Annotated in this window: 25 protein-coding genes, 12 tRNA genes and 1 rRNA gene; 2 read left to right on the top strand and 36 right to left on the bottom strand. The window is 48.1% G+C overall.

Features of this window, described 5'->3' with window-relative positions:
• Nucleotides 1-42: 42 nt before the first annotated feature.
• The 23 genes from HYD27_RS21355 to HYD27_RS21245 form a co-directional block, all read right to left on the bottom strand.
• Entirely contained in the window at nt 43-657 is a 615-nt protein-coding gene (locus tag HYD27_RS21355; protein ID WP_219218503.1) for a zf-HC2 domain-containing protein, read from the bottom strand.
• A gap of 121 nt (nt 658-778) precedes the next feature.
• Nucleotides 779-1,345 (bottom strand): RNA polymerase sigma factor SigW, encoded by a 567-nt coding sequence (gene sigW, locus HYD27_RS21350; RefSeq protein ID WP_219218502.1) that lies wholly within the window; start codon nt 1,343-1,345, stop codon nt 779-781.
• A 2,243-nt stretch (nt 1,346-3,588) separates the two neighbouring features.
• Nucleotides 3,589-6,381 carry a phosphoenolpyruvate carboxylase gene (gene ppc / locus HYD27_RS21345; RefSeq protein WP_219218500.1) on the bottom strand — a complete coding sequence of 931 codons (2,793 nt, stop codon included), beginning with the start codon at nt 6,379-6,381 and terminating at the stop codon, nt 3,589-3,591.
• 297 nt (nt 6,382-6,678) lie between these two features.
• Complete coding sequence (locus HYD27_RS21340) at nt 6,679-6,960, bottom strand: holin (protein WP_219218498.1); 282 nt, start codon at nt 6,958-6,960, stop codon at nt 6,679-6,681.
• Nucleotides 6,961-7,014: 54 nt separating this feature from the next.
• The gene (locus HYD27_RS21335) at nt 7,015-7,707 is read right to left on the bottom strand and encodes a M15 family metallopeptidase (protein ID WP_219218497.1); all 693 of its coding nucleotides are present in this window, start codon (nt 7,705-7,707) and stop codon (nt 7,015-7,017) included.
• Nucleotides 7,679-8,068 (bottom strand): hypothetical protein, encoded by a 390-nt coding sequence (locus HYD27_RS21330; protein WP_219218495.1) that lies wholly within the window; start codon nt 8,066-8,068, stop codon nt 7,679-7,681. The genes HYD27_RS21335 and HYD27_RS21330 overlap by 29 nt, the downstream gene beginning before the upstream one ends.
• A 185-nt stretch (nt 8,069-8,253) precedes the next feature.
• The gene (locus tag HYD27_RS21325; RefSeq protein ID WP_219218493.1) at nt 8,254-8,562 is read right to left on the bottom strand and encodes a hypothetical protein; all 309 of its coding nucleotides are present in this window, start codon (nt 8,560-8,562) and stop codon (nt 8,254-8,256) included.
• A gap of 92 nt (nt 8,563-8,654) precedes the next feature.
• Entirely contained in the window at nt 8,655-8,807 is a 153-nt protein-coding gene (locus tag HYD27_RS21320; RefSeq protein ID WP_219218491.1) for a hypothetical protein, read from the bottom strand.
• A gap of 33 nt (nt 8,808-8,840) precedes the next feature.
• Nucleotides 8,841-9,314 carry an XkdW family protein gene (locus HYD27_RS21315; RefSeq protein ID WP_219218489.1) on the bottom strand — a complete coding sequence of 158 codons (474 nt, stop codon included), beginning with the start codon at nt 9,312-9,314 and terminating at the stop codon, nt 8,841-8,843.
• 12 nt (nt 9,315-9,326) lie between these two features.
• On the bottom strand, nt 9,327-11,102 hold the full coding sequence (locus HYD27_RS21310; RefSeq protein ID WP_219218487.1) for a hypothetical protein: 1,776 nt from the start codon (nt 11,100-11,102) through the stop codon (nt 9,327-9,329).
• Nucleotides 11,103-11,113: 11 nt separating this feature from the next.
• Nucleotides 11,114-11,698 (bottom strand): YmfQ family protein, encoded by a 585-nt coding sequence (locus tag HYD27_RS21305; protein ID WP_219218485.1) that lies wholly within the window; start codon nt 11,696-11,698, stop codon nt 11,114-11,116.
• Nucleotides 11,699-11,700: 2 nt separating this feature from the next.
• Nucleotides 11,701-12,759 carry a baseplate J/gp47 family protein gene (locus tag HYD27_RS21300; protein ID WP_219218484.1) on the bottom strand — a complete coding sequence of 353 codons (1,059 nt, stop codon included), beginning with the start codon at nt 12,757-12,759 and terminating at the stop codon, nt 11,701-11,703.
• Entirely contained in the window at nt 12,752-13,183 is a 432-nt protein-coding gene (locus HYD27_RS21295) for a DUF2634 domain-containing protein (protein WP_219218483.1), read from the bottom strand. The genes HYD27_RS21300 and HYD27_RS21295 overlap by 8 nt, the downstream gene beginning before the upstream one ends.
• Entirely contained in the window at nt 13,180-13,473 is a 294-nt protein-coding gene (locus tag HYD27_RS21290; protein WP_219218482.1) for a DUF2577 domain-containing protein, read from the bottom strand. The genes HYD27_RS21295 and HYD27_RS21290 overlap by 4 nt, the downstream gene beginning before the upstream one ends.
• Nucleotides 13,474-13,479: 6 nt before the next feature.
• Entirely contained in the window at nt 13,480-14,448 is a 969-nt protein-coding gene (locus HYD27_RS21285; protein ID WP_219218481.1) for an XkdQ/YqbQ family protein, read from the bottom strand.
• A gap of 5 nt (nt 14,449-14,453) precedes the next feature.
• Nucleotides 14,454-15,215 carry a LysM peptidoglycan-binding domain-containing protein gene (locus HYD27_RS21280; RefSeq protein ID WP_219218480.1) on the bottom strand — a complete coding sequence of 254 codons (762 nt, stop codon included), beginning with the start codon at nt 15,213-15,215 and terminating at the stop codon, nt 14,454-14,456.
• Nucleotide 15,216: 1 nt separating this feature from the next.
• Entirely contained in the window at nt 15,217-17,013 is a 1,797-nt protein-coding gene (locus tag HYD27_RS21275) for a hypothetical protein (protein WP_219218479.1), read from the bottom strand.
• Nucleotides 17,014-17,205: 192 nt separating this feature from the next.
• Nucleotides 17,206-17,628 (bottom strand): phage tail assembly chaperone, encoded by a 423-nt coding sequence (locus HYD27_RS21270; RefSeq protein WP_219218478.1) that lies wholly within the window; start codon nt 17,626-17,628, stop codon nt 17,206-17,208.
• A gap of 113 nt (nt 17,629-17,741) precedes the next feature.
• Nucleotides 17,742-18,212 (bottom strand): phage tail tube protein, encoded by a 471-nt coding sequence (locus HYD27_RS21265; RefSeq protein WP_219218477.1) that lies wholly within the window; start codon nt 18,210-18,212, stop codon nt 17,742-17,744.
• A gap of 1 nt (nt 18,213) precedes the next feature.
• Nucleotides 18,214-19,536, bottom strand: a complete 1,323-nt coding sequence (locus HYD27_RS21260) for a phage tail sheath family protein (protein WP_219218475.1) — start codon at nt 19,534-19,536, stop codon at nt 18,214-18,216.
• Nucleotides 19,536-19,712, bottom strand: a complete 177-nt coding sequence (locus HYD27_RS21255; protein ID WP_219218473.1) for a hypothetical protein — start codon at nt 19,710-19,712, stop codon at nt 19,536-19,538. The genes HYD27_RS21260 and HYD27_RS21255 overlap by 1 nt, the downstream gene beginning before the upstream one ends.
• A complete protein-coding gene (locus tag HYD27_RS21250) occupies nt 19,709-20,134 on the bottom strand; it encodes a phage tail terminator family protein (protein ID WP_219218471.1) in 426 nt (141 codons plus the stop codon). Before HYD27_RS21250 ends, HYD27_RS21255 begins: the two co-directional genes overlap by 4 nt.
• Before the next feature lie 604 nt (nt 20,135-20,738).
• A complete protein-coding gene (locus HYD27_RS21245; protein ID WP_375373936.1) occupies nt 20,739-21,236 on the bottom strand; it encodes an ArpU family phage packaging/lysis transcriptional regulator in 498 nt (165 codons plus the stop codon).
• Nucleotides 21,237-21,544: 308 nt separating this feature from the next.
• Between HYD27_RS21245 and HYD27_RS21240 the strand changes: the two genes are divergently transcribed.
• Together HYD27_RS21240 and HYD27_RS21235 are read left to right on the top strand one after the other, a co-directional pair.
• The gene (locus tag HYD27_RS21240; protein WP_219218577.1) at nt 21,545-21,979 is read left to right on the top strand and encodes a helix-turn-helix domain-containing protein; all 435 of its coding nucleotides are present in this window, start codon (nt 21,545-21,547) and stop codon (nt 21,977-21,979) included.
• 41 nt (nt 21,980-22,020) lie between these two features.
• Entirely contained in the window at nt 22,021-22,434 is a 414-nt protein-coding gene (locus HYD27_RS21235) for an ImmA/IrrE family metallo-endopeptidase (RefSeq protein WP_219218469.1), read from the top strand.
• A 166-nt stretch (nt 22,435-22,600) separates the two neighbouring features.
• Here the strand turns inward: HYD27_RS21235 and HYD27_RS21230 are convergent.
• From HYD27_RS21230 to rrf, 13 genes are all read right to left on the bottom strand, one after another.
• Nucleotides 22,601-22,674, bottom strand: a tRNA-Pro gene (locus tag HYD27_RS21230).
• 15 nt (nt 22,675-22,689) lie between these two features.
• Nucleotides 22,690-22,763, bottom strand: a tRNA-Gly gene (locus HYD27_RS21225).
• 12 nt (nt 22,764-22,775) lie between these two features.
• Nucleotides 22,776-22,849, bottom strand: a tRNA-Pro gene (locus tag HYD27_RS21220).
• Nucleotides 22,850-23,029: 180 nt separating this feature from the next.
• Nucleotides 23,030-23,106: transfer RNA gene (locus HYD27_RS21215), tRNA-Arg, on the bottom strand.
• Between the two features lie 7 nt (nt 23,107-23,113).
• Nucleotides 23,114-23,188 (bottom strand) — tRNA-Gly (locus HYD27_RS21210).
• Between the two features lie 11 nt (nt 23,189-23,199).
• Nucleotides 23,200-23,280, bottom strand: a tRNA-Leu gene (locus HYD27_RS21205).
• 16 nt (nt 23,281-23,296) lie between these two features.
• Nucleotides 23,297-23,369 (bottom strand) — tRNA-Lys (locus tag HYD27_RS21200).
• Between the two features lie 5 nt (nt 23,370-23,374).
• Nucleotides 23,375-23,448, bottom strand: a tRNA-Gln gene (locus HYD27_RS21195).
• Nucleotides 23,449-23,501: 53 nt separating this feature from the next.
• Nucleotides 23,502-23,577: transfer RNA gene (locus HYD27_RS21190), tRNA-Val, on the bottom strand.
• A 148-nt stretch (nt 23,578-23,725) separates the two neighbouring features.
• A tRNA-Glu gene (locus HYD27_RS21185) sits at nt 23,726-23,800 on the bottom strand.
• 11 nt (nt 23,801-23,811) lie between these two features.
• Nucleotides 23,812-23,887 (bottom strand) — tRNA-Thr (locus HYD27_RS21180).
• Nucleotide 23,888: 1 nt separating this feature from the next.
• Nucleotides 23,889-23,964, bottom strand: a tRNA-Asn gene (locus HYD27_RS21175).
• Nucleotides 23,965-23,969: 5 nt separating this feature from the next.
• A 5S ribosomal RNA gene (gene rrf, locus HYD27_RS21170) occupies nt 23,970-24,086 on the bottom strand.
• Between the last annotated feature and the right edge of the window lie 10 nt (nt 24,087-24,096).

Here is a 24,096-nt window from a genome sequence, read left to right as displayed (position 1 = left end):
GAGGCGCAAATAATATTTCTGCTAAAAGCAACCAATTGTTGTTTAACGGTAGGCAACTTCAGAGAACATGTTCGTCACTTTATACCAGAGCCAACTTACCGCTTGGTCTATGCTTTTGACTTGCCCGGAGATATGAGCTGTTGAAGCCTGGTACAAGGAGCCGTCGATCACAGTCACATTGCCGTTCACTTCCCCATATACCTGAGTTTTACCGTTCTCAACCGTCAGATCGCCGGATATTGTTTTGCCGGAAGGTACGATGACCGTATCTCCTTTGATGACAACCTGATCCAGGTCACTTCCCCTGACTACAAGCTGCCGGTCCTGATTCCAAAAAGTAACGGAGCTCATCAGCATTACAAGAATAAACACGGACGCCGCTGTAAACGCGGGATGCCGCTTGATCCAGGTAACAAAGGCCCGTTCTTTCTTGACTTGCGGTATGGAGCTCATAATCCGGCCTACCAGATCCTCCGAAGCCACAGGATTCTGGTGCATCAGGGAAAACATCAGCATATCGGTCTGTTCCAGTTCTTTGAACTTTGCACGGCAATCTGTACAGGATAGAAGATGCTCCTTCAATTCCCTCTGCTGCAGTTCGGGCAAGTCGTCATCCAGGTAGTCGTGCATCATAGAGACGGCCAGTTTGCATTCCATAGGAGCCAATCCTTTCATGAGGCTGTTTAATTATTACTTGGCAAATGGGCAGGGCGCATAAGACTTGCTTAACTTACATACGGCGCTGCCAATCAGACGTTTCATAAAAAATAATCTATTTTTACATTTTGGGGCCTAATTTTTTACGCAAAAATTCACGTCCGCGATGCACGCGGGTCTTGATCGTTGTTACGGGCATATCCATGACATCACTGATTTCCTGAAGCGACAAATCCTGCAGATAGCGCAAAATCATCACCGACCTGTATTTCACCGGCAAGCTGTCGATCGCCTCGTAGATCAGCCTCTGCGTCTCGGAGAGCAGCAGCTCCGTTTCCGGGGTCACATTATCGCTGGGGATCATGGAATAGCCGTCAATGCCTTCCTGATCATTCATCTCGGCATCCAGCGAATACGTCGGCCGCCGCTTGCGCAGCCTGTCAATACAAAGGTTCGTGCCGATGCGGTAAATCCACGTTGAAAATTTCTGCTTGTCATCATAACGGTCCAAATTCCGATATACGCGCAAAAACGTTTCCTGAACAATATCCTCCGCTTCATGACGGTTGTTCAGCATCCGGTAAGCCAAATGATATATTTTGTCTTTATATAATTCCACAAGCTCGGCAAAGGCCCTTTGGTCGCCCTTCAAGGCGAGCTTTGTCAATCTGCCTTCCAAGTTCTCCACCTGTTAACTCCCCCAGACTTGCCGCCCTTGGTCTTTCATCTCTTGAATGTCCACGGTACAAGCTCTTAAATCGTAATTCAAGTTTGTTCAAAAATCAAGGATTGTATTGTTGCCTTGTAGGATTATAGGAAAAAAATGGGATAAATTGAAAAATAGAGCTGATTAATCGCTGACTGCCCGAAACATTTGGACTTTCGGTCGCCTTGTTTTCAGATTTCCTGATTGGAGCCGCAGTTCGCAGCCCTAAATCTGACAACAAAGGCGAACGCTGACGCTTCTCCAGTTCCAGATTCCCGCTCCGTCGCTCCGGCAGGCGATCAATCTAGAAGAAGTAGAAACAGCTACGCCGTCCTTATAAGGACGGTATCCGTTTCAGCGAGAAAAATAAGGCTAATATATGGCGTGAAACGTATAAACCTGAATTTCGAAAGTAAGCATCTACAAATCATCTAAAAGGCTCTACACGAAGGGATTTTTTGTGAAAAACAACTTGCACCAAATGGGTGATGGAAAAAAGAGGGGCTATCCCTTGTCCGATCTGGATTTGTTCAATTCACTTTCGAAATTCCGGTTAAATTCTTATCTTGAACAAAACGGCTATGCCGCCCTTTGCTGGACAGATTAGCTGTTTGGGATTTCAGGTGTAAGACTCCCTGCGGTTCCCTGGCTCTCCGGTTCCCCTGGTCAGTTGAAGCTCTTCCTCCCCGATCCCTCCAGTCAGACCTTGCGGCTAAGCTCAAGTGGAAAAAGTAAACTAAGAGCCTATCCCAGAATATGCTAAGTAAGAACTATGGGTAAGAAAAAAGTAAGAGATGATGAGAGTTGGCCAGCTTCGCCTCAACGACGGCATTTCTGCCGTTATTTCGGGCGTGCTGCAGTAATCTTGCGAATAATCACACACAGCGAGCGAGAAAGAGTAAGCGGATGAGTGTGGAAGTAATCGTTGGGATGGGAAGGGAGCTGCCGGATGCTTGGGTTGCCTACTCCGCACCTACACAAGGGGATAAGCCAAAAAAAACAAATAAAGCCCACTACACGCCTACCTATAGACTGGCCCCTTAGAAAAGAGGTATGCGGGCTGTTGTTCGCTTGAAAGAAGGCATGGAACTATGAAGTCTTGCTTCATTTCGCCTGCGCTCATATCGTTTGGAGAAGCGTACGATCCATTCAAACCCGGTAACTTATCTTGGGATAGGTTCTTAATCCCCACTTTAATCGATCCGTTTCTCCCCCCTGCAGAGGAATACGCCTGCACTAAGATGAACTTGAACCATTCATCCAAAGGGCAGCTATTTTAGTGGTAAAAAGTAACACTAAGGTAGCGCATTCGGCTCCTGAATCATCCCTAGTGGGAAAAAGTACAACTAATTCAGCCGAAATCAGCCGTTTGGGGTAAACGGACCTCCATGAAGTGTACAAAATCCCACTAAAGCCCGTTAAAGCCAAAATTCCAGCCTATTAGTGTTACTTTTTCCACTTCGCTTCCGTTCCCTATGAACCTCCTTGCGTTCCATCAGCGTTTTCAGGTTCTCCGGTTCCATTCCTATACATTAAATTACCTTTTTGGCTTAAAACCAAAATCAGCGGTTGACGATGTGAATGAAGTCCGCTGCAGGTTCAGAGAGTTCTTCCGGCCGCTGTTAAAGCCGGTTTCCTGATTGGAATAAGATTGCAGGTTGAAACCGGTCTTTAAAGGCGAACACTATCGTTTCTCCGGAATTCCTCTGGCCCTCCGCGCACTTAGTGCCGGATCCTACTTTTAGATGGAGCCAGCTTTTTCCCACGATTCCTTTAAGACTTTTTTGTCCGTGTAAGTGTACTAATTCTTACTCATTCCACTTCACTCCATTCCATATTCCTGCCCTCCGAGACCCAGGCCGGCCCCTTAATTCCGCGTTTCCTCCAGCAAAGCAGAACCCGCAGGTTCAACACGGCTACCACAAGTTTTTGCTTATCCCTAAATGTATACACACCTTAACACAGCAAAAAAAATCAAAATATCCTAAACAACAAGTAGAAACGGCTACGCCGTCCTTATAAGGACGGCGTGTTTCAGCGAGAAATAGAAGGATCATTTAGTGTGCCGAGCATATAAATCATATTTTTAAAAAATCCCCGTCCGGCCTCCATACAGAGGCAGACAGGGAGTGGGGAAGCGGCACTGCCGACTTCCTAGGTTCAAGATCGTTAGGGCAGGAGAATGAAGGGCAGGACCATGAAGGAAGTCCTTATCAATGAAGTTATCAGCCCGTATTCCGCAGTCCGGCGGCAATGCCGTTGATGGTGAGCAGCACCTCGCGCAGCAGCTCGGTATCATCGCCCTCCACTTCGCGCAAAGCTCTGAGCTCGGACAGCAGCTGCACCTGCAAATAGCTGAGCGGATCAACGTACGGATTACGCAAACGGATCGATTCCTGGATAACAGGCACGTTATCCAGAATGTCCTGCTGGCCGGTGATTTTGAGAATCAGCTCGGAGGTCAGCTTGAATTCCGCTTCAATCTGTCCGAAGATGCGCAGGCGGGCTTCATCGTTTTTGCCCATACTGGCGTATTCCTTGGCGATAATCAGGTCGGCCTTGGCAATGGCCATTTGCAGCGTATCAATTAACGTAGTGAAGAAAGAGAAGCTGGCATACATATGCTGCATAATCTTCAGGTTCTCTTCTTTGCCGTCATAGAAGCTCTGCAAGCCCGTTCCCGCAGCATACCAAGCCGGCAGCAGATAGCGGCTTTGCGTCCAGGCAAAAACCCAAGGAATCGCACGCAGGTCTTCAAAGCGGTCACTATTCTTCCGCTTGGACGGGCGGGAACCAATGTTAAGCTCTCCCACCTCGGGAAGCGGAGTCGACTCTTTGAAGAAATTCAGGAAGTCCGGATCACGGAAGATCAGATCCTGATATTTGTTCAGGGATACCTCCGAAATCCGTTCTATAATTTCCTCCCATTTCGGTTCGTACAGATCCGTCTGCGGTGATCTGGCATTAATCGCAGCAGTAACGAGTGCAGAGGTTGCCTGCTCCAGGCTGCGGTAGGCAATTCCCTGCATTGAATAACGGGAGGAGATGACTTCACCCTGTTCCGTAATTTTGATGCCGCCGCCAATTGTCGAGGCCGGTTGAGCCAGAATACTGCGGTTCAGCGGCATGCCTCCACGGCCAAGCGCCCCTCCGCGGCCATGGAAAAATTTCAGCTTAATGCCGAATTCATCCGCTGTAGCTGTAATATCCTTGAGTGCCACACGCAGCTCCCAGTTGGCGGTAACCACACCGCCATCCTTGTTGCTGTCCGAATATCCCAGCATGATTTCCTGGAGATCATTCATCGCTCTAACCGCATCCCGGTAGATCGGCAGGCTGAGCAGTGTACGCATAATTTGCGGCGCATTATGAAGATCGTCGATAGTCTCGAACAGCGGTACTGCCTGCAGAGTACACACCACAGTGCCATCATTGTCTTTGCGGAACAGTCCAACTTCTTTGGCAAAGACCATAACCTCCAGAATATCACTTGCGGCTTCAGCCATGCTGATCAGGTAGCTGGTAATACACTGTTTGCCGTATTCCGCTTGCGCTGTATAAATGGTGCGGTATACTGCAAGACATTCCTCTGTGCTCTCACTATATGACTGGTACGGCGAAGTCAGCGGCCGAGGATCATTCAAGAGCTTTTCCAGAAGCTCGATCTTCTCATTTTCCTCCAGCTTGCTGTAATCCTGTGTAACATTCATTTTGGCCAAAATTTCAGTCATCGCATTCTCATGCTCCTGACTATGCTGGCGGACGTCAAGAGTCGCCGTATGAAATCCAAACAGCTCTACCTGGCGAATAAGCTTTTTAATGTAGGTATCCGCTACATAATCGGCATAGTGATGGCGCAGACTGCGGTCAATCACATTCAAATCATCTATAAATTGCTGTGGTGAGGAGTAGCGCTCCGGCGTACCTTTTTTCTCATCATCAAGAACGTTCTGTGTCTTGGAGATCATATAGCTGAGCTTAATCCGGTAAGGCTCGTTGTCATTGCGCCAGGCGTCCACCCGGTTAAGATTGATAATATTGCGGTCTTGCTCAATTGATTCCAGCAGTTCCGGCGTCACATTGACGATGCTTGTACTGAAACTTAAATACTGCATCAGCCCGCGCATAATGCGCTGGTATTCCCGAATCGCCAGCTTACGCTGCAAACGCAGGGTCTGCAGGGTCACAGCCGCAGTCACCGAAGGGTTGCCGTCGCGGTCGCCGCCGATCCATGAACCGAAACGCAGATAAGTCGGCACATGCCAGTTCTGGCCAGGATAATATTTGCTTAGACATCGCTCAAGTTCTTGATATACATCCGGCAGCACCTGAAAAATCGTTTCATGGAAATAGTACATGCCGTTCCGCACTTCATCGAGCACAGTAGGCTTGCGGTCGCGCAGTTCATCCGTCTGCCACAAGGTAATGACCTCATTCAACAGCTTCTCGCGCAGCTGTTCGCGCTCCCGGAAAGTTAAGGTAGGGTTATCCAGACCCATGACATCATCGGAAATCCGTTTGTGAATATCGAGAATCGCCCGCCGCATGGCTTCCGTAGGGTGAGCCGTCATGACCAGCTCCAGAGACAGACCGTTCATGATCTCATGAACATCCTCATGTGAGAAATCCCGCTCACGGAGCTCCTGAATCGCGCTTTCGATAGAACCGGGCTGTACAGTTTCCCCGGCTGAACGTTCATAGTCGCGTTTGCGGCGAATCCGGTGATTCTGCTCGGCGATGTTCACCAATTGAAAATAGATGGCAAATGCCCGAATCACCTGGTGCCGATTCTCCGGATCCAGTGAATTGATTAGCTCCTTGAATTCATTGTGCAGTTCAGGCAAAAACAATGAGCGCAGCGATTTGCTGGTTTCACGGATCTTCTCCACGATCTCCAGCAGTTCGTTGCCGCCTTGGTGAACCAAGACTTCACCCAAAATATTCCCCAGGAACCGTACGTCTCGCCGCAGCAGATTGTTAGAATTGCTTTTGCTGACGGCAGTCGTAAGTTCGGTCATGCTGCTCCCCCCATCCTCTTCCGGATCAATGCTTTAACATTGTCTATTTGAAGCTTTCCTCATATCATACAATAAAACCGCCCGGAAATCTCCAACTTTATTGTGCTGTAAAGCGATACAGCAATTAAGATTATACACCAATCCGGCTATTTATACAGTCTCAAAAAAAATATGTATTTCTTCCTATTATAGTGTCTGATCCACGTCCGCTTTATGTAGCAGTTATGTGATAATACATTACGTAAATACACAAAAAAAGCCGACTCCAGAGAGCCGGCTGTCAATTAAATTCACGTATCATTTGCGGGTGGTCCCAGGATGATTGTTGAAGGCCAATTCGAAAAAACCTGTTGCAGATAATCCGGCCAGCCCGCCTGACCATAACCTGAGTGTAAGTCCTAGATCGGTAAAAGGATACGCAGCTCCCCCTATCAGCAGCCCAATTCCAAGTCCGATAAAAGGGACAGTGTTGCGCGGAAGATTGATACTATTTTTGATCAACTGTACGAGAGCGAGGATAAACACAGCCAATACTGAGGCAAACGCCAGCACATTGTCTAGAAGATCATTATTTATCATGAATTACCATTCCTTTCTGTTCGCAAAAAATGCTCAAGGCGGTTTCAAAACGTACTAACGGCCAGGCGTAATTTCAACGGTTCTGGTTGTTGAATCATACGCAACTCCAGCCCCGAGCGCTTCCGCTATAGCACGCACAGGTACATAGGTCACACCGTTCTCCAATACGCCGTCGGCAATTTTGACGCCATTTACTTTTACAACCGCGATCACTTCGCTCTTCACAGCCTGCCCCTCCTTCGTATTCATCCGTTTATATGCCGCTGCCACCGCTTGTGCGGAAGGCTGCACTCCTGATCGCAGCGCTGAAAGCGCCAATCCAAAGCTCATCTGAAAATGCGGATAATCCTTCAGACTGGTCCAGTCTCCGCCCCATTCGAAGCCCAACTGCTTAGCCTGCTGCACTACTTCCAGCCAATCCGCGGTCAGGTCATTATCTCCATCACGGTTCATGTCCCAAGACACGCCTGAGCCATTCGCCAGCAGCAGTGCAAAGTCAATTGCCAGCCCATAATTATGATAGCTGCAGCCGCCCTTGGCATTGGTAACGATTGCCCCCGGCTTGGTGCGCCCTTGCGCATACAGCTCATCCTGCTGGGCGATTGTACGCAGGCCCTGGGTGATCAGAATCGGGACTCCACATGCATAGCTGCGCTCGATTAGCTCATTTGCTGCTGCGAGTACTACGGGATGCAGGCCGGTTAGCCGGGTAGCAGATTTATTTTTGATTTGGGTTAGGGTCAGCATTTGTTTCTCCTTTCTTGCTCCCGGACAGTACAATAAACAGATCTTGGCGCTTGGTATACATCAGCAAGGTCAAAATGATTAGTCCAAATGCAGTCCCTGTTTGAGCAATTGCCCAGGCTGGTAATTCAAGTGAAGCTAGAAGCGTATCTGTTCCACACACACTGCTGAATCTTATCCAAATGGCGACAGCCAATTGGACAGTATAGGCATCCAGAAAGAAAAAGGCTGACAGCATAAACAAACTGACCACTTTTGCACGAAACCGTCTGCGAAAATATAAAAAAAGCGCAGCTATCAGCAGCAACGTACAGACAAATGATATGGAATATGCAAATAAAAGCAAAATATCAACGACGCCCATGATTGACACCCCGATCATAGATTAAAAATTCGGCGAATCCGTTATTTTGGATCTCCTCCTGAATTTCTTTGGATACGTCCTTATATCGAAGAATGGAGAACATTACCCTGGCTGAAGCTTGGGCCAGTTCCCTCTCTCTCTTCCGGTGCAGGGGCGATAGCCGTTTGATCCATCCAGATAACACGTTATCCACCCCTATCTTCTTCATTTATTTCTTTCACACCGCCTGCCGTATGATCAATTTTTAGTCTTTGCAGTACCTCAAGCGTGGGCGCCATGAAATCGGAACGCTCCTTATCCAGAATATGCTGCAGACGGTCCCTGTCTTCTTCAGCCCGCTCAAGCAGCTCCCGCGGCACCAGATTGCCTTTGACAATCGAACGCAACAGCACAAGAAAAATCAAGAGCAGAATCAAGGCCACGATATAGGCCAACCCATATTTATCTGCCAGAGGCAGAATTTTCTCCAAATTCGCAACGTCGCTGCTGTTCATTGCTTCGCTCCTTTCTGTCGTTATGATGTAAAAAAGCCTCCGGAAAGCTCCGAAGGCAAAATAAAAAACGCCTCGCTGGCGCTCCGCTGGATCTATTCTTCTTCGATCAGGAATTCAAGCCCATGATCAAGCAAAAATTTTTTTACACCCGCTTTCAGTGTAGGCGGGACCTCAGCAAACCCGGTTTTGCCCAAGATTACACGTTGTGCAAAAAACATAGTCATTATAAACTCACCTTCTTCCAATTTTGGCATCCTCCATGAAACTGGCGAATCGCCTTATTCGTAAACCAGCATCGCCATTTCTGCAATGATATCCTCGATAAAGTCGGCTCGCTGGGACAAGGCATGGTTTTGTGCCTTGAGCAGCAAATTTTCATTCTGTAGCTGCTGAATCTCCGTCAACGCTGGTGGTTTATTGGCCTCAGCCTCCAGGTAAGCTTCCCAGGCTGTTTGCAGTTCGGCTTCTGTTGGTTGTGGTGCGTCCAGATTCCAAGCAGCAATATAGGGGCCACGTTCCACAAGATCGTAATCTTCGCCCTCGGTCAGCAAATTGTAATCACTGTCAAAACGGTAATGAACGCCCTCTACGGGTTCCTCGCCGTCATCAGGCGGCTTGATCTCATAGCGGACGCGGCCTTTCTCTCCCGCTCCCGCGCGCAGAACAGGTTCAGGTCCGTTGTCTTGGACGATGAAGTCTTGCATCGGGATTGCATCCGGATATAAATACATGATTGCTAATGCTACGTTCATCGGTTACCCTCCTTATGCTATCCTTATGATAGAGGCATGTGTGCTTTCGTCCTTATAACTCAAAATGGCAGCAGCATTTACGAAAACGAAAAAATCTACTGTGGAGCCTGCTGTGAGTCGTAAAATACTAGAGCCCGATATGCTCAAACCGCTAGTTGCGTTTTCCCACGTCTCACCCAAAACCGCATTTACAGCGCTATTAACAAAAAGCAGTAATTGATTATACGTAGATGCCCCTGTTATACCAACGCGACAATTGACTAAATAATAACCTGTTTCCGGTGCCACAAACCTGGAGTTTGGTATGTCGCATGTGTTTTTTTGATTGTTTGGTGCCGAAGTGAAGATAATTTTTGATAACGCACTAGCAGCGATACTCTGCCCTCCACTTGATTGCCTTGTTAGGTCGCCAACGGATCTTGTCGTATCCGTATTATCTCCCCATGGGTTAAGAATGCCGCCTGTAATACTTCCGCCCGAATTGCTCTCTTTTTGTGTTCCGGTTAACGCTAATTCATTCCTTGTGACAAGAGATCCGTCTGTGACACCTAGACCAATTACATTCCCTGTCCCGGATACCCCTGCAATAACAATCTGAGAAACGGTATTAACGCTTATTCCATTTCCCCGATTACTATACGTGCCCCAGGAGATAGCCCCAGATGAAAAATAAGTGATAACCCCACTGAATGTGCTTGACGATGAGATAACTCGACAACTATTAAGCCTGAATCCAACACATCGGTTTATGGTGAACCCGTCAGAAGTTGAAGTATTCGCAGTCAGTGAATCAACAACCAAAGTCAAGAAATTTTTAAGCAATGTAACACTTGTAACTGAAGTCAGAGAAGCATCTGATTGATTACCTGTTATCGTTATGCTGCCGCTACCGGAAAATCCCCCAACAAGTATGCTTTCAGAATACGAGCCATTCCCTATATAGATAGTGATTATATGATTCACGACTTGTGGTATCATGCTGATTGCCTTATTAATCGTCTTAAACGCTCCGCCAGCTGTATTCGCCAGCCCTGTATTACCATCATTACCATCAGTACGGACATAATAGCTTATGTCAGTGGTTGTCTGCTGCGGCGTGGTTGTCAGAGGCGCTTTGCTATTAAGCTGAGACTGGATATTACTTGTCGCGCCGTCCAAGTAGCCAAACTCCGTATTGGTAATTCCTGCTGTTCCGATCTTTGCCGCATTGATCTGTGCTGAGGTGCTAACGTCTGCATCAACGATGACACCCGGCGCAAAGGTAAACACATTACTCCCTGCCGGAGAGGTTACATCACCTGTAGCGGCCGGAAGCCGGGCAGCCGCAAGGGTACCACTGGATAGGTCTGCGGCAGATCGGGTCGCCAAATCCGCCAGCGAAGAGCCCGTCTTACTGATCTTACTCCACCCTATTGCCGCAGCGCTGTTCACATCGGCATCTACAATGACACCCGGAGCAATGGCGGTAACGCCATCCCCTGTACTGGTCACGTCACCTGTATGATTGGGATGTACATATTTATTTGCCCCTGCTGCTACTCCGTCCAGCTTCGCCTTATCGGCTGCGGCCATCAGCCCCGCTGCGCTGGCGGTTGCCGCAGCCGTTGAAGCTTTAGCATTCCAGGCGGTGCGCTCCGCCGCTGTAACATGCTTTACGGCATCTGCTGCATGATCCCGCACATTTTGTACGGCAGCATCCAGAATATCCATATTGCCATTCAAATCCGCGATATCTACAATATCTGTGCCATCCGGCTTTTTCAGTCCCAAATTGCCTGTAGTCTGCATAGTTCACACTCCTATTCGTATACTCTTAATTCATTCCATGTTTTATCGTGCGCACCATTCCACGTGAGCGGCTTCAGCGAAGCCCACCAAGTATAGCTATACACGAACTTGTACTCCAAATGAGCAGGCTTAATCTCCTCAATAATTTGAATCAGCCCAGCCATGTTCGTCGGGATACCCAGTGTGCCGATAAAACGCACCTCAAAGCTATACTCTCCCGGAACCTCCGTAACCTGGACATCCCCGCCAGAAAAAGCCGATGCCGTCCGCCGGATCATCTCCGGTGTCGTTGTCCCGCTTCCGCGCAGCTTGGCCTTGATCATCTCTCTGCGGGTGGCATAGGATTTCGTGCTGTCACTGCTTAACGCCAGTATATTCTCCCAACGCGCAAGTCCCCAGGTTGCCGACTCTACATTTGTCTGCAATGCGGAATCCTCTATGGAATAGGCCAACTGTCCACATTCTATAGCATTACTTTCCTGAAGCTGTTCCATTTCAAGCACACCTTGATAATACTCCGGCAGGTATCTCATCAGATCGTTTGCTTTTTTGTTCAGCTTGTCCTTAAATACATCAATTTGCTCAGGGTATCCCATCACTACACCTCCAGCGTTACATTGCTGAACAGCGGCACTTCAGTTTCGCTTAATGTTACATTGCCCGAACCGCCGTTCAGCTTGAGTTCGCTATAATCCACAACACCCTCTGTTTCCAGCAGCAGCGAGCCAATTACGGACTGGCTGATATAGGAAGCGGTAAAAGCCTTTTCCTTGCGGTATTTTTCCAATATCCCTTGAAAAGCAGTGATGACCGCCTGCAGCGTATATCCGTCTGCCAGTATCACCTTGGCACTCACGCTGATGCTTTTGCCGGCCGCCGCCACTACAGTCACTACAGCTCCTACCGGTGCTTGACCCTCACCAAGTCCTGCGGCCGGATCAATATATTGCTGTACCTGCGACACCAGCAGTTCTGATGCAGGCTGCTTCGCGGCATCCACAATAACCACCTTAACCGTCTTAGGTCCATCCCATAACGGGAATACCCTTGCTCCCCCTACGCCGTCAAGCTGCAGCGCCCATTCCATATAATGATATTTGTTGCCGCTCGTTGACGGGCGTCTGGCCGACTCGAAGTAACGCTGGCGAAGCGCTTCGTCACCTTCCGTGTTCTCACCCGGAATCAGCAGGGCCGCGATCTCTCCGCGAGCCAGATCAGCGATATAATCAATAGGCAGCAAGGAACCGAAATAACGGTTTCCTTCCTCTCCCGCTGTTTCGCTCTCCATCCTGTAGGTTCCCGGAGCCAGCTTCTCCACCGCCTTATAATGCAGCAAATCCAGCGAAAAACGGCTGCCCAGCGGAATATCCAGCAGTTCATTGGCGCTGTTGTAGAATATCCCTTTAAGCTCAGCCTTGCTCGCTGCACGTCTTGCAATGCCCGACCAGGCAATGCTGCGCTCCAAGTATTCACCCGTGGCCGTATCTGCAAAATACAAATTATTATTTACATCCAGCTCGATATACATCTGCGCCATCTCTGCTGCTGCCGGAGCCAGCGCATCGTAGATGATGCTGCCTTCACGCTTGTCCAAACCGGACGGTACCCGGTCCAGCATGCGTTCAAGCAAAGCCTCAAACGTCTGATCTTCATACACCCTCGCTCATCTCCTTTCTCAGCTCGAAATTACCGTAATATGTGACGACAATGCAATTGAAGCTTACATTGTCTCCGGCAAAAGAAATCTCCACATTCTCCAGGCTGCGGACCCGCTCGTCTTGCAGCAAAGCCTCACTCACAATCCGCCGGAGCTCTGCTCTGGCGAGCAATCGGTCTTTGCCAAGCACCAGGTTCCATTCGGTTCCATAGTCCGAACTGTAGATCAAGTATTCATAACGTTCGGTTTGAAGAACTTTGACTGCTGCCTGCTTAACGGCTTCCAGCGCATCAACAGCGCCTGTAATCCGCTTCCGCTCCCAATCCATTCTGTAAGTAAGACTGGGGCTTTCCATGCTCTGGCTAACCGTTTCGCTATCAGGCAGCGACGTTACAGGTCCAGCTTTTCCAATGGACGGTATCATCGGTTCACCAGCCGATCCAGGACGATATAGCTTTGTCCTCCTTGCATACGCATCAACAGTACACGATCACCGGGTGCTAGTCCCCTCCGCAGCACAACATCTCTGCCATCCAGCTCAATCCTGCTTTCCATTACCGTTTCCGGAAGGACCAGCGCAGGTCCGGAAAGAATGAACCGTTGATCCACCTGAATCTGCAGGGGTTCTGCCGACGTCACCATTCCATAGGAAAAAGCCACCGGATTCGTATTTGAGACGGCTCCGAGGCTCGCTTTTTTGATAATATCCAACATGGGTATCTACACCACCTTTATATCTAGGGACATTGTATGCTCCCCTCCGGAAATCTTATGGCTGCACTGATCCACCAGAACTAGCTGGGTTTCAAATTCATCCAGCAATACATAGATGTAATTTCCCGCCCTGACGCGCATATCTCCAATTGCCTGTACGGAAAGACTGAGCTTTTCCCGGTTGTACAGCTTAAGGAGATTGCTTGCTTTCTCCTGAATCTGCGCAGCATTGGCTTTGTCATCGGCCTTTTGGTACAAATGAAGTATGCCCCAGCGCTCCACGTTTTCCTTGTCGGTAACCGGAAAGATATCCCGTTTCCCCGTTTCTTCGTTATCTTTATACAGAAAAATTGTATTATAGGTCTCCTCGTCAATACTTCTTTTCAGCGAGTAGTCATACAGATAGTGGCCTGCTCCCAAAATCACCTTCAGGAGCATTTTCTCGCTGCTTCGCAGCGTCAGCTTTCCGAAATCATCATAAAAGGCCAGCAGCCTTCCCTTGTTCTGGAGCTCACTGCCGATGGCCCCCATAATAATGTCGAGCAGCTTTTTGTCATCTTCAATCAAGGAGGGAATTTTATATTGTGCCGTATCCAGTACGCCTGTCTGCAGTCCGTAATCCTTAGCAATCTTCTCAATGAGTTCGCTTACTGTAATATCCTGCAGCACATAACTTCCATTGCCCAGCAGATAACGGATCTGATCATACGCCGTCAGCTTAATTTCCTGATCAACGCCCGTATCAATACTGAACACAAAACCGTAAAACACGTTGATTCCATCTTTGCTGAATTGAACAATGTCGCCGTTGCTGATGCCGAATTTCGGATGCTGGTAAATGCCGCTGTCAGCCAAAGTCAGTTCCAAGGTGGAAGGCTTGCCTGAACGGGACGTTTTCCAAGTGATGTCCGTTGCGGTACCCGATATATCCCAAATCCGGCCTTCTTTGTTCTTCACTAGCAGCTCCACAGTCATTCCTCCTATGACAGCTTAATGACTCTGCCGACCTTAAGCTTCTTCAGCTCACTATCGGAAATGCCATTAAGCTTCTGGAGAATCTTATACTTGCTGCTGTCGCCAAGAAGCTTCTGGGCAATGCTTCCGAGGGTATCGCCTGCCTTTATCGTATAAGTCGCAGCTGCGGTTTTATCGCTGGCCCGCTTTTGCTGTGTCTTGATTGTTCCAGCAACCACTTTTACGGCAAGAGCCTGATAGAATACATACTTCTTAAGCGCAAGCGTATATTCAATGTCCCCGGAAGTACCCGCACTGAGCTTCCATGAAAAGCTTTCGATGCTGGCCGCCATATTGATGCCCATGTCACCTGTAAAGGTCTGCTCTGCATTTTCTTTCGCCTTCTGGAGCCACTCTGTAGTATTAGTATCCTGCTGTTCAGTTGAGTTACCAGCTGCTGCCGTTTTCAATCCGGCAAAAACAAAACGGATGGGTCTTCGGCTCACCATCCACTTTTTGATCAGTTCCACATATTCATAGGGCTTCAGCAGCTTGCTCGCCTGATCCTTCGGATACACTACAAACGGATAATACTGTGCCGGAAAAACACTCTCGATTGTTAACTCCGTGAGCTTAGGGTAAGCAATCGCGTTGATTTCTCCCAGATCAATGATGGTATAGCTTTTTCCGTCACCTGATTCCTTTATTTCCAGCGTCTCGGGATTAACCGGCAGTCTGATCACTTCTTCGAAGTTGTTGAATCCTAAGAATAATCCATACTCTTCCATGCTACGTGTACACCCCCTGGGCTGTTGAGACAAACTCCTCATTCAGCTTCTGGCCGATCTTCGTAATAATCGAGTCGATATCTCCGGCGTTATTTATATTTCCTGTTGTTACCTGAACAGTTGGCGTCAGCTCCACAAAATTCTGAATCGCCTGGATTTCCGCCAGCTCGCGAAGCATCTTCAGATCATCGCTGGAAATATCCACAGTTCCATTGATGGTCCCTACTTCATTCACACGGTTGATGTTTGCAGGGAGTGCCGCCGTAGCCGCTGCTGCCGCAGGCTGATTTGGTGTAGGCGTGAAATCAACCTTTCCACTGAACTTGGTCATGATTTCCTTTCCCATATCTCTGCCGGATGCAACCGCTTCAGCGTAATCTGTATACTCTTTCTTTTCGGTATTATAATTCTTCTTGGCAGTGGTTGGCTCCACGATCCTGTCCTTGGCCTTGGTAATCATATCGCTGAATACGTGGGGGTTCTCGGCATCCAGATAAGTTGGGTTGAATTCCGCAAGAAAACTGAGTCCTGGTAAAGTACTCAACTTATCCGCTAGTCCTTTAACCTTCCTTAAAACCATATTGACCGCATCAACCATCGACTGAACAAAACCACCCGCAAAATTCTCCACACCAAATGCCATTTGGTAGATAAAATTCAAAAAATTCATCGTCAGATCATAAAACAACTTGCTGATGGCGTACTTCGGATCATTGAACAGATTGCGGAAAAAGTCAGCAAAAGCGATAAACGTGTTATACCAGGAGATTACAATATTTTGAATAAAGGCCTTCAGCCAGCCAAAAGCACCCGCTACATATTCCACCATCGTCGCTACCGAAACACCCGATTGCTGGAGACAATATATAAGTAGTCCGACAGCCGCGACAATTAATAAGATCGGCCAGTTAGCCACCAGCCAGGCTGCAGCCAGGGCATAGACCTGAGCTATCATCGCGGCTAAAAGAACAAAGGCGATTGCAGCCAGAATCGGACCCGCAACGTCCCAATTCTGTTGGATGGCGTTAATCATATAGAAAAGTCCGTCCACCAGTACTCCAACTACCGTAGCGATTACCAGAAAAGCATTTGCCACCAAAGTAAGCATCGTGAGCATCTGCTCCGATTTGAAAAAATTATTCAGCGCATCCAGAACAGGTCTGAGGGCAACGATAGCTTTTTGGCCCATTGCTTCAACCGCACCATTCATATTGTTCTGAAGCATTTGCCAATTCCCCTTATCCTCATCGGAGGCATTGGCTGTAATTGCTTTCACGCCCAGGGACTTCACATTATCAAAGATCCCTCCCAGATCGACAGCACCCAAAGAGTCCATCGTCTTGGACAGAATGCCGGGCTCCTGTTTTTTTTGCTTTTTCTTCTCGGCCGCTTCCTTCTTCTTATTGATCATAGAGCCTACAGCTTTTTCACCTACATAAGTAATTAACTCAAAGCCGCTGACATCCAGCGCCTTCATTATTTTTTGGACTTTGCCCATAAAACCTTTTTTCTCACCCCGGACATCGCTGGGATTCACATCCTCTGCAGAACGATTGGATCTGGAATGCTCCGCTACGTCGCTTAACCGGCTGGCAGCTTCCTGGGATCGCATAAATCCTTCCATAAAGGACTTGTTTTTCTCCTCGTAGATGCGATCCAGTATCAGCTGAAGATCACTTAGCGATTGACTGGCCCGGTTGAAGTTCTGATTCAAGCGGTCCCATTGGGCATTGACATTTTGCCAAACGGTAAGGGCTGTAACCGGTACGAGCGCCGTACTCGTCACCTCAGTCTCCATTCATTCACCCCCTTCATCTTTTCTTCCCTCTACTGCGGGCCTGATCCCGCTTCTCCTTGTCTACCCGGACAGAGATCATTGCATAGATTGCCGCGCGTTCACGTGCGGACAGCTTCATCAGCTCATGCGGCAGAATGTACAGCTCGTGGAGGGCGTAGTAGGCCAGATTCGCCTCACCATCGCCCTCGTTGATTAGTTTTTTACTTCATCCACCAGTTCGTTCATACCGGTGTCGAAGCCATTGAGTGCCTGTACCCGTTCACCAAGCGCCGCGAATTCTCCGGGAAGCAGCATTTTACGCAACAGGGACTCCGCTCCCAGTACGCCATAGGAACGCTGCAGCTCAGAGTTTTTCAGATCCGGATGCACTACACTTGAGGTCATCAGTTTGGCCATATATTCATTGGGGTCAATGTCGGTAGAATAATTTCCATTCTTCCCCTTCACTTTGCGAGTGGCCGCTTTGCGGCATTCCTGGTTCTCATCCTCAGTCATACTGCGCAGCTTCCAAGCCACAGCTTTCCCTTCCTTATCCTTAAAACGCTGAGAGACCACAAAATCCTCTGTCGTGTCACATGCTGCATTTTGTGCAAAAAACAAGCTCAATTCGCTCATAAATCTTCCTCCTGTTAATTAGATGGGTTGGCGCAGACAGAGAAGAGACCCGCCGCTTAATTCACGTCCGGGCCATTCTTGCTCACGTCCATATTTATTTCACCATATATCCCTTAGAGACCGGCGCCCGCTGGGGCGTTGAATGACTGCTCAAGCTCTACATCTTCAAAAGTAAAGCTTACTTCTTCCTCAAGTGCATCCGACTCCGTATCGAGCGAAGCCATAATGACACTGTCCAAATTCACGTCCTTCAGCATGATCCGCTGTGCGCCTACAGTAGAGGAAGGATCTTCATTCGTCACAACAATATCAAAATACTGGTCGATGCCAGTCTTCATATATTCCAGCATCAATTGGCGGAAACGGCTGGTCATGTAGAAAATCGTCATTGTGCCGCTGCCGGACCAGCCTGTCGCTTTATGCTGAACGCCACGGCGTCCAAGTGTCTTCACTTCCGCCTTTTGCTTCTCCACGGTAGCTTCCAGCGTTTTCACATAGAACATTTCTTCAGTGTTGCCGCCGATCGTTGCATATGCACGGCCTTCCTGGCCGGAGAGAGTATCGCTGGCTTTCAAGAATGTCATCTTAGACCACCTTCACTTTCATGTATATTTTTTCCACAGAATCTACTGGCTGCACGGCAACATCCAGCACAACACTGTCGCTGTCCGTTCCTGCTGTTACCACGATGTCAGTCTGTGAATTGAAGTTATCGATCGCACCAAGGTTCTGCAGATCATTCATATAAGAAACGCACTGGGACCAGAACAGCGCACGTCCATCCTCATTGTTGGCCACCTTGCCAATGAAGTAGTTCTCGAAAATTTGTTTCAGATCCCCGGCAATTCCGTCCAGTACACGCAATACACGGTTTTTCGCAAATGCCCTCCCTTTATTGGGCGAGAATGCAGTGAACGTGTTGATATCTTGTTCCACTACCGCCCGGCCCCCATTGTACGTAAAGAGCAGCTGACCTTCCGTCAATGCTGTTACCGTTTCAGAATGATTGAAGCGTACATCCGCATCTACAGCGTCATCATAGGCCTGATAGGTCAACGATTCGTTCACTGCGGCGGCAGCGGTCGCACCGGCTACCCAGGCTACGGCAGTTGCTTTGTCAATAATTGCGCCATCGCTCAGAACTACACCATTCGCCACACTGATTATCCCTTCGTGGCCAGCTGCACTGTAATCGGACAGCACCGCTTGTACCTTCTTGCCCTCCGTATCACGCAGACGCTTCACAAAGGAGGTATACAGCGCTTTAAGCAAGTTGTCCTGCGACATCAGACCAACCGTTTGAAAATCATGAACCTCCAGCTGGGCCAAGAAATCACTATGGCCAGCATTCGTTGCCGTACCGTTTGTACCACCCGTAAGCGGCATGCCGGCGGTCAATGCAAGACCCGTTGAACCATCCTCCTGAAACTCTACATAGTCGTTGGATGCCAGTTCTGTTGCCGAGCCTACCGTTTGCTTGTCCAGTTCAGTACTGCCGAGCAGCGTTCTAACATCGAACAGAGCAGCGTTATCAATATTCTTCTCAACCGCTACGGAAAGATCATTACCGCGTTCACCGCCGTATTTTGCCGTTACCTGCAGGCCGTTATTGGTCACAGTTGCCTGTACACCTTCATTCAAGCGGTAGAGCAACAGGGTTCCTGCACGTTTCAGCGCTTCCCGCACGGGAAGCAGTTCCGTATCCGTCAGATCATAACCGAGCAGCTTCATATAATCATCCTGCGGCGTGAGCTTCAGAACAGCTCCTGTTTGCCCCCAAGGGAGGGAAAGAGCGAGTGCTGTAATTCCCCGTTCCCCCATTTTACCTGCTGTACTTCCGTCCGACGCCACATTCACGTATACCCCCGGACGCACTTTATTTTGTGTTGTCCATGTTCCTCCAGCCATTAGATAACCTCCTTAGTTAGAAAAAGCTTAATTAATTGCTTAGCTTCATTTAGCGTGTACCCCTGATTCTCTTGTAGAACTGCGTCCAGCACATCTTTTTCTTTAGGCGGAAATAATGCCGATTCCCTAATCTGCTTTTTGCCAAAAACGCTTATATGTTCTTCACTTGTGCTCATTTCAATCGTTCTCCTTCTTTCAATTGCCCCATCATCGGAGCCTCAGCTCCAGGCGGCTGTTGTTCCCTGTGAAGATAGAGCATATAATCCACTGTAAAAAGCGGCCCTGTTCCTTCTGCGCCCGCCTCCCACGCCTGTCTCATGACCCGAAAAGAAGGATGCCCGCGCTCCCATAGCGCGAGCGCTTCACACAATCCGTCAGCCATTTCTTCGGACTTCAGCAACCCGGCCTGTTCATAGCGGATACCATAACGGTATACGGCCATATATTTGCCTTCCCGTTGCCGGTCATAAGTTGACGAGAGCAGTTCCACTCTGAAGTATGCGGTTTGGGGCTTGTCACCATCAACATGGATAGGAACATCAGGATAAAATTCTTCGAGCGCAGCAACAATATTCTCCCGTAATTGTTGTACAGTCATGGTTACATTCCTTCCCACAGCCACAGCAGCAGCCGATATTTAATGCTATAAATCATTAAATCCGTTAGCATAATAGTGCACACCTCCAGTTTGAAGTTAATCAAAAACGGATACCCCCTTCACAGGTGAGGTATCCGCCTTGTCATTTGGCAACTGCCAGAAGAATCTTTCACCGCGAAATTAACCTATCTGCTCTCTTGGGCGCGAGATCAGCAGAGCATTCATGCTCCTGCGGTGTTCTTCTGCTTCATTTGCCATGTTATAATCATACCCCCTTTATTTCCGCATGGAGCCGGTATTAGGACGGCAAATGGGAGAGCTTCGGAATGAAGTTGAGCGGTTTTAAGCTGGTAAAAAGCAGCTCCTTCAATGGGCATTCATGGCCTCATTTGGCTTCAGCAAGCAGAAACGGCGACGCCGTCCTTTAAAAGGACGGCGTGTTTCAACGAGAAATAGAAGGATAAATTAGTGTGCCGAGCATATAAATTATATTTTAAAAATGGCTGCATCATCCATTCATCCGGACGATACAGCCTTTGTATTACATTCTATGTTCATGCTCATTCTCCATTCAAAGCCTACTGTCATAAGAAGGGCTGTTAACTCATCCGCTCTCCAAATCTTCTTTTTGTATTGAAGATCCATTTTTCATCAGTGAGCCCAGAGACAGGAGCCCAAGATCCGTCAGTGCCAGAGCCATTTTGTAAAATGCCTTTGAGCGTATTTTAACATAAGTGTCCTTACTGACCGGCGGATCAAATACATGATTATAGACTGTGTAGTCATATACCTCGTCTCTACGCATATATCTTTCTCTCACAAGCTGCTGCTCCCGTTTATCCAGCCTGTCCACGACAGAGTCGAGTGCGGCGCAGTAAGCTTTTCTTGCAGCAGGAACATCTACATTATGTGCAGCTATAGCTGCAGTCTTGTCCGTAATGGTATGGGTCGGGCCATGAAATCTCTCCGTATAGGAATAAGTAATGCCCGCCTCCTTGGCTTCAAAAGTAACTGTCTTAAAAATACGATATTTCTCCAGCATGCTCTCTATAGCAGTTTGAGTACGCCGGCGGTCCAGTTCGGGCAACGAGGATAAATTCATCATGATATGCACTCCTTTGCATTTAGGCTAATACGGAATGATTATTGCGGAAGTTTTCTGAGATATGTGGTAAAATTCTACTTGTTCGTATATTGTTCGCCTTTTTCAATAATATACCACTTCCCTGCCAATTCCGTAAAATCCCATTTAAGGCCGTTTATAAGGAGAAAAGACCCTTTATCATGATTTATCTTGTGATCGCTTCCTGTATTACCTTTTGGGACGAATATCACTTTTTTATTTACCTATTGACAATAATAGCTTATATTATTACTAACAGGTTAATAGGTGATAAGGAGTGGTTAACGATGGCAGAAAAGTTCGGCAATTATCTGAAGCAGCTTCGGGAACATAAAGGCCTGACAATCAATCAACTGGCAGCACTTGCAGGTATCAGTGGGGCACAGATTTCACGGATCGAGAATGGATTAAGGGGCGTGCCTAAGCCAGCCACTTTGCGCAAAATCGCTGAGGCCGCTGAGGTCTCCTATGAAGAGCTTATGGAACATGCGGGATACTTGACCGAGGATATTGAAGGCAAGGTTCCTGAATGGGCTACAAGTAAGGATAAGCGGGATTTCCGCAAAATGCTGGAGGATGATGGGGAGCTTATGTTTGACGGGATACCCTTAAACAAAGAAGACAGGCAGCGGATCACGGATGTCCTGACAGGCCTTTTTTGGGAAGCCAAACAGATGAATAAAAGAACCCAACCTAAACAAGACTCCGGTACCGATCAATAATTAATTACGTCACATACATTAACATGCTGCGGGTGAAGAATATGGATGAGATAATCAATAAATTGACCAAAAAATATAAAACCAACAACCCTTTTGAGCTTTCCAAAGCGCTGGGCATTCATATTCGCTTCATAAACCTGGGTGAGAGTACCAAGGGCTTGTATTACCGCAAGCTTCGGAGAAGATTTATTGTTATTCATAATGAGCTTCCTATAGAGTGGCAGCGTTTTGTTTGTGCACATGAGCTTGGCCATGATCGCCTGCATAAAGGCATCAACCGTTTCTTTTTAGAGGAGAATTCCTATTTTTCACCTGGAAAGCTGGAGCGGCAAGCTAATCTATTCGCCATAAAGCTATTATCGTCAGGGAGTTCTCCCGAACAGGACGAGCCCTTAATAAGCTATTACCTTCGGATTGGCATCCCACCGGAAGTCATCTTTTTTTTAGCAGATTAAAGGAATATATGTTCTATCGAATTTCAACTAATTAGATTGAACTTGAATGAGTTATGAATTAGAAGAAGCATCCATTCAAAAGAAATTGATTTCACTTTTCGGCTTAATTTAAAGCAAAAAACTCTTACCAAAGTAAGAGTTCACTGCCAGCTCAATAGCCGTATTATCGGGATGACACGATTTGAACATGCGACCCCCTGGTCCCAAACCAGGTGCTCTACCAAGCTGAGCTACATCCCGAAACGTATAAAATTATGGAGCGGGTGATGGGAATCGAACCCACGCTATCAGCTTGGAAGGCTGAAGTTCTACCATTGAACTACACCCGCACAGGTGTAAAATCGGGATGACACGATTTGAACATGCGACCCCCTGGTCCCAAACCAGGTGCTCTACCAAGCTGAGCTACATCCCGTTAATTATTAAGCTCCAACAAACTCACACATTCGAATCTAGAAGTATTAATAGCGCGCCCTGAGAGATACGGTCACTTACATGCCCGGTTGCGAAGTAGATGCTCACGAAGCTTAAGCTCCAACGAACTCTTTCGTTCAAATCTGTCTCAGGTCACTCGGATAATGCGTGAAGTATGAAATGGCGCGCCCTGAGAGATTCGAACTCCCGGCCTTTTGATTCGTAGTCAAACGCTCTATCCAGCTGAGCTAAGGGCGCAAAATTATGGAGCGGACGACGGGAATCGAACCCGCGACCCTCGCCTTGGCAAGGCGATGCTCTACCGCTGAGCCACGTCCGCAATTTAAAGAATGCGCGTGGAGGGACTTGAACCCCCACGTCATAGACGCTAGATCCTAAGTCTAGTGCGTCTGCCAATTCCGCCACACGCGCATATTACAGATAAAAGTGAGCCATGAAGGACTCGAACCTTCGACACCCTGATTAAAAGTCAGGTGCTCTACCAACTGAGCTAATGGCTCTTATTTGGCAGGGGATATAGGATTCGAACCTATGATGACGGAGTCAGAGTCCGTTGCCTTACCGCTTGGCTAATCCCCTAAGATGGATAACTTTGAAATTCCCACAATCTCTTCCTAATATGAGAACGATTATGGTGGAGGCTGAGGGGTTCGAACCCCCGACCCTCTGCTTGTAAGGCAGATGCTCTCCCAGCTGAGCTAAGCCTCCATATGTATGGGTTGTCCTCAAGGGAATTGATAAATGGTGACCTGTATGGGATACTCTCCACTCCGTTACGAGATTGTGATGTATTCCTTACGAAGCCGATGCGTAAGCGAACCTTATGGATTCTCAGCCCAGAAATCGAAGAAGTTATTGGTGACCCGTATGGGATTCGAACCCATGTTACCTCCGTGAAAGGGAGGTGTCTTAACCCCTTGACCAACGGGCCTAAAAAATTTGTGGAGCTCTCAACCGGATTCGAACCGGTGACCTCTTCCTTACCATGGAAGCACTCTACCTACTGAGCTATGAGAGCATGGCTCCCCGAACAGGACTCGAACCTGTGACAACTCGATTAACAGTCGAGTGCTCTACCAACTGAGCTATCAGGGAATAACGCTTGGCGGCGTCCTACTCTCCCGGGACCCTTCGGTCCAAGTACCATCGGCGCTGGAGGGCTTAACGGTCGTGTTCGGGATGGGTACGCGTGGAACCCCTCCGCTATCGCCACCAAACATGATTTTT

This window comes from Paenibacillus sp. S150 (genome assembly GCF_019352175.1).
Lineage (GTDB): Bacteria > Bacillota > Bacilli > Paenibacillales > Paenibacillaceae > Paenibacillus_AQ.
This window is presented reverse-complemented; position numbering and strand designations above follow the sequence as displayed.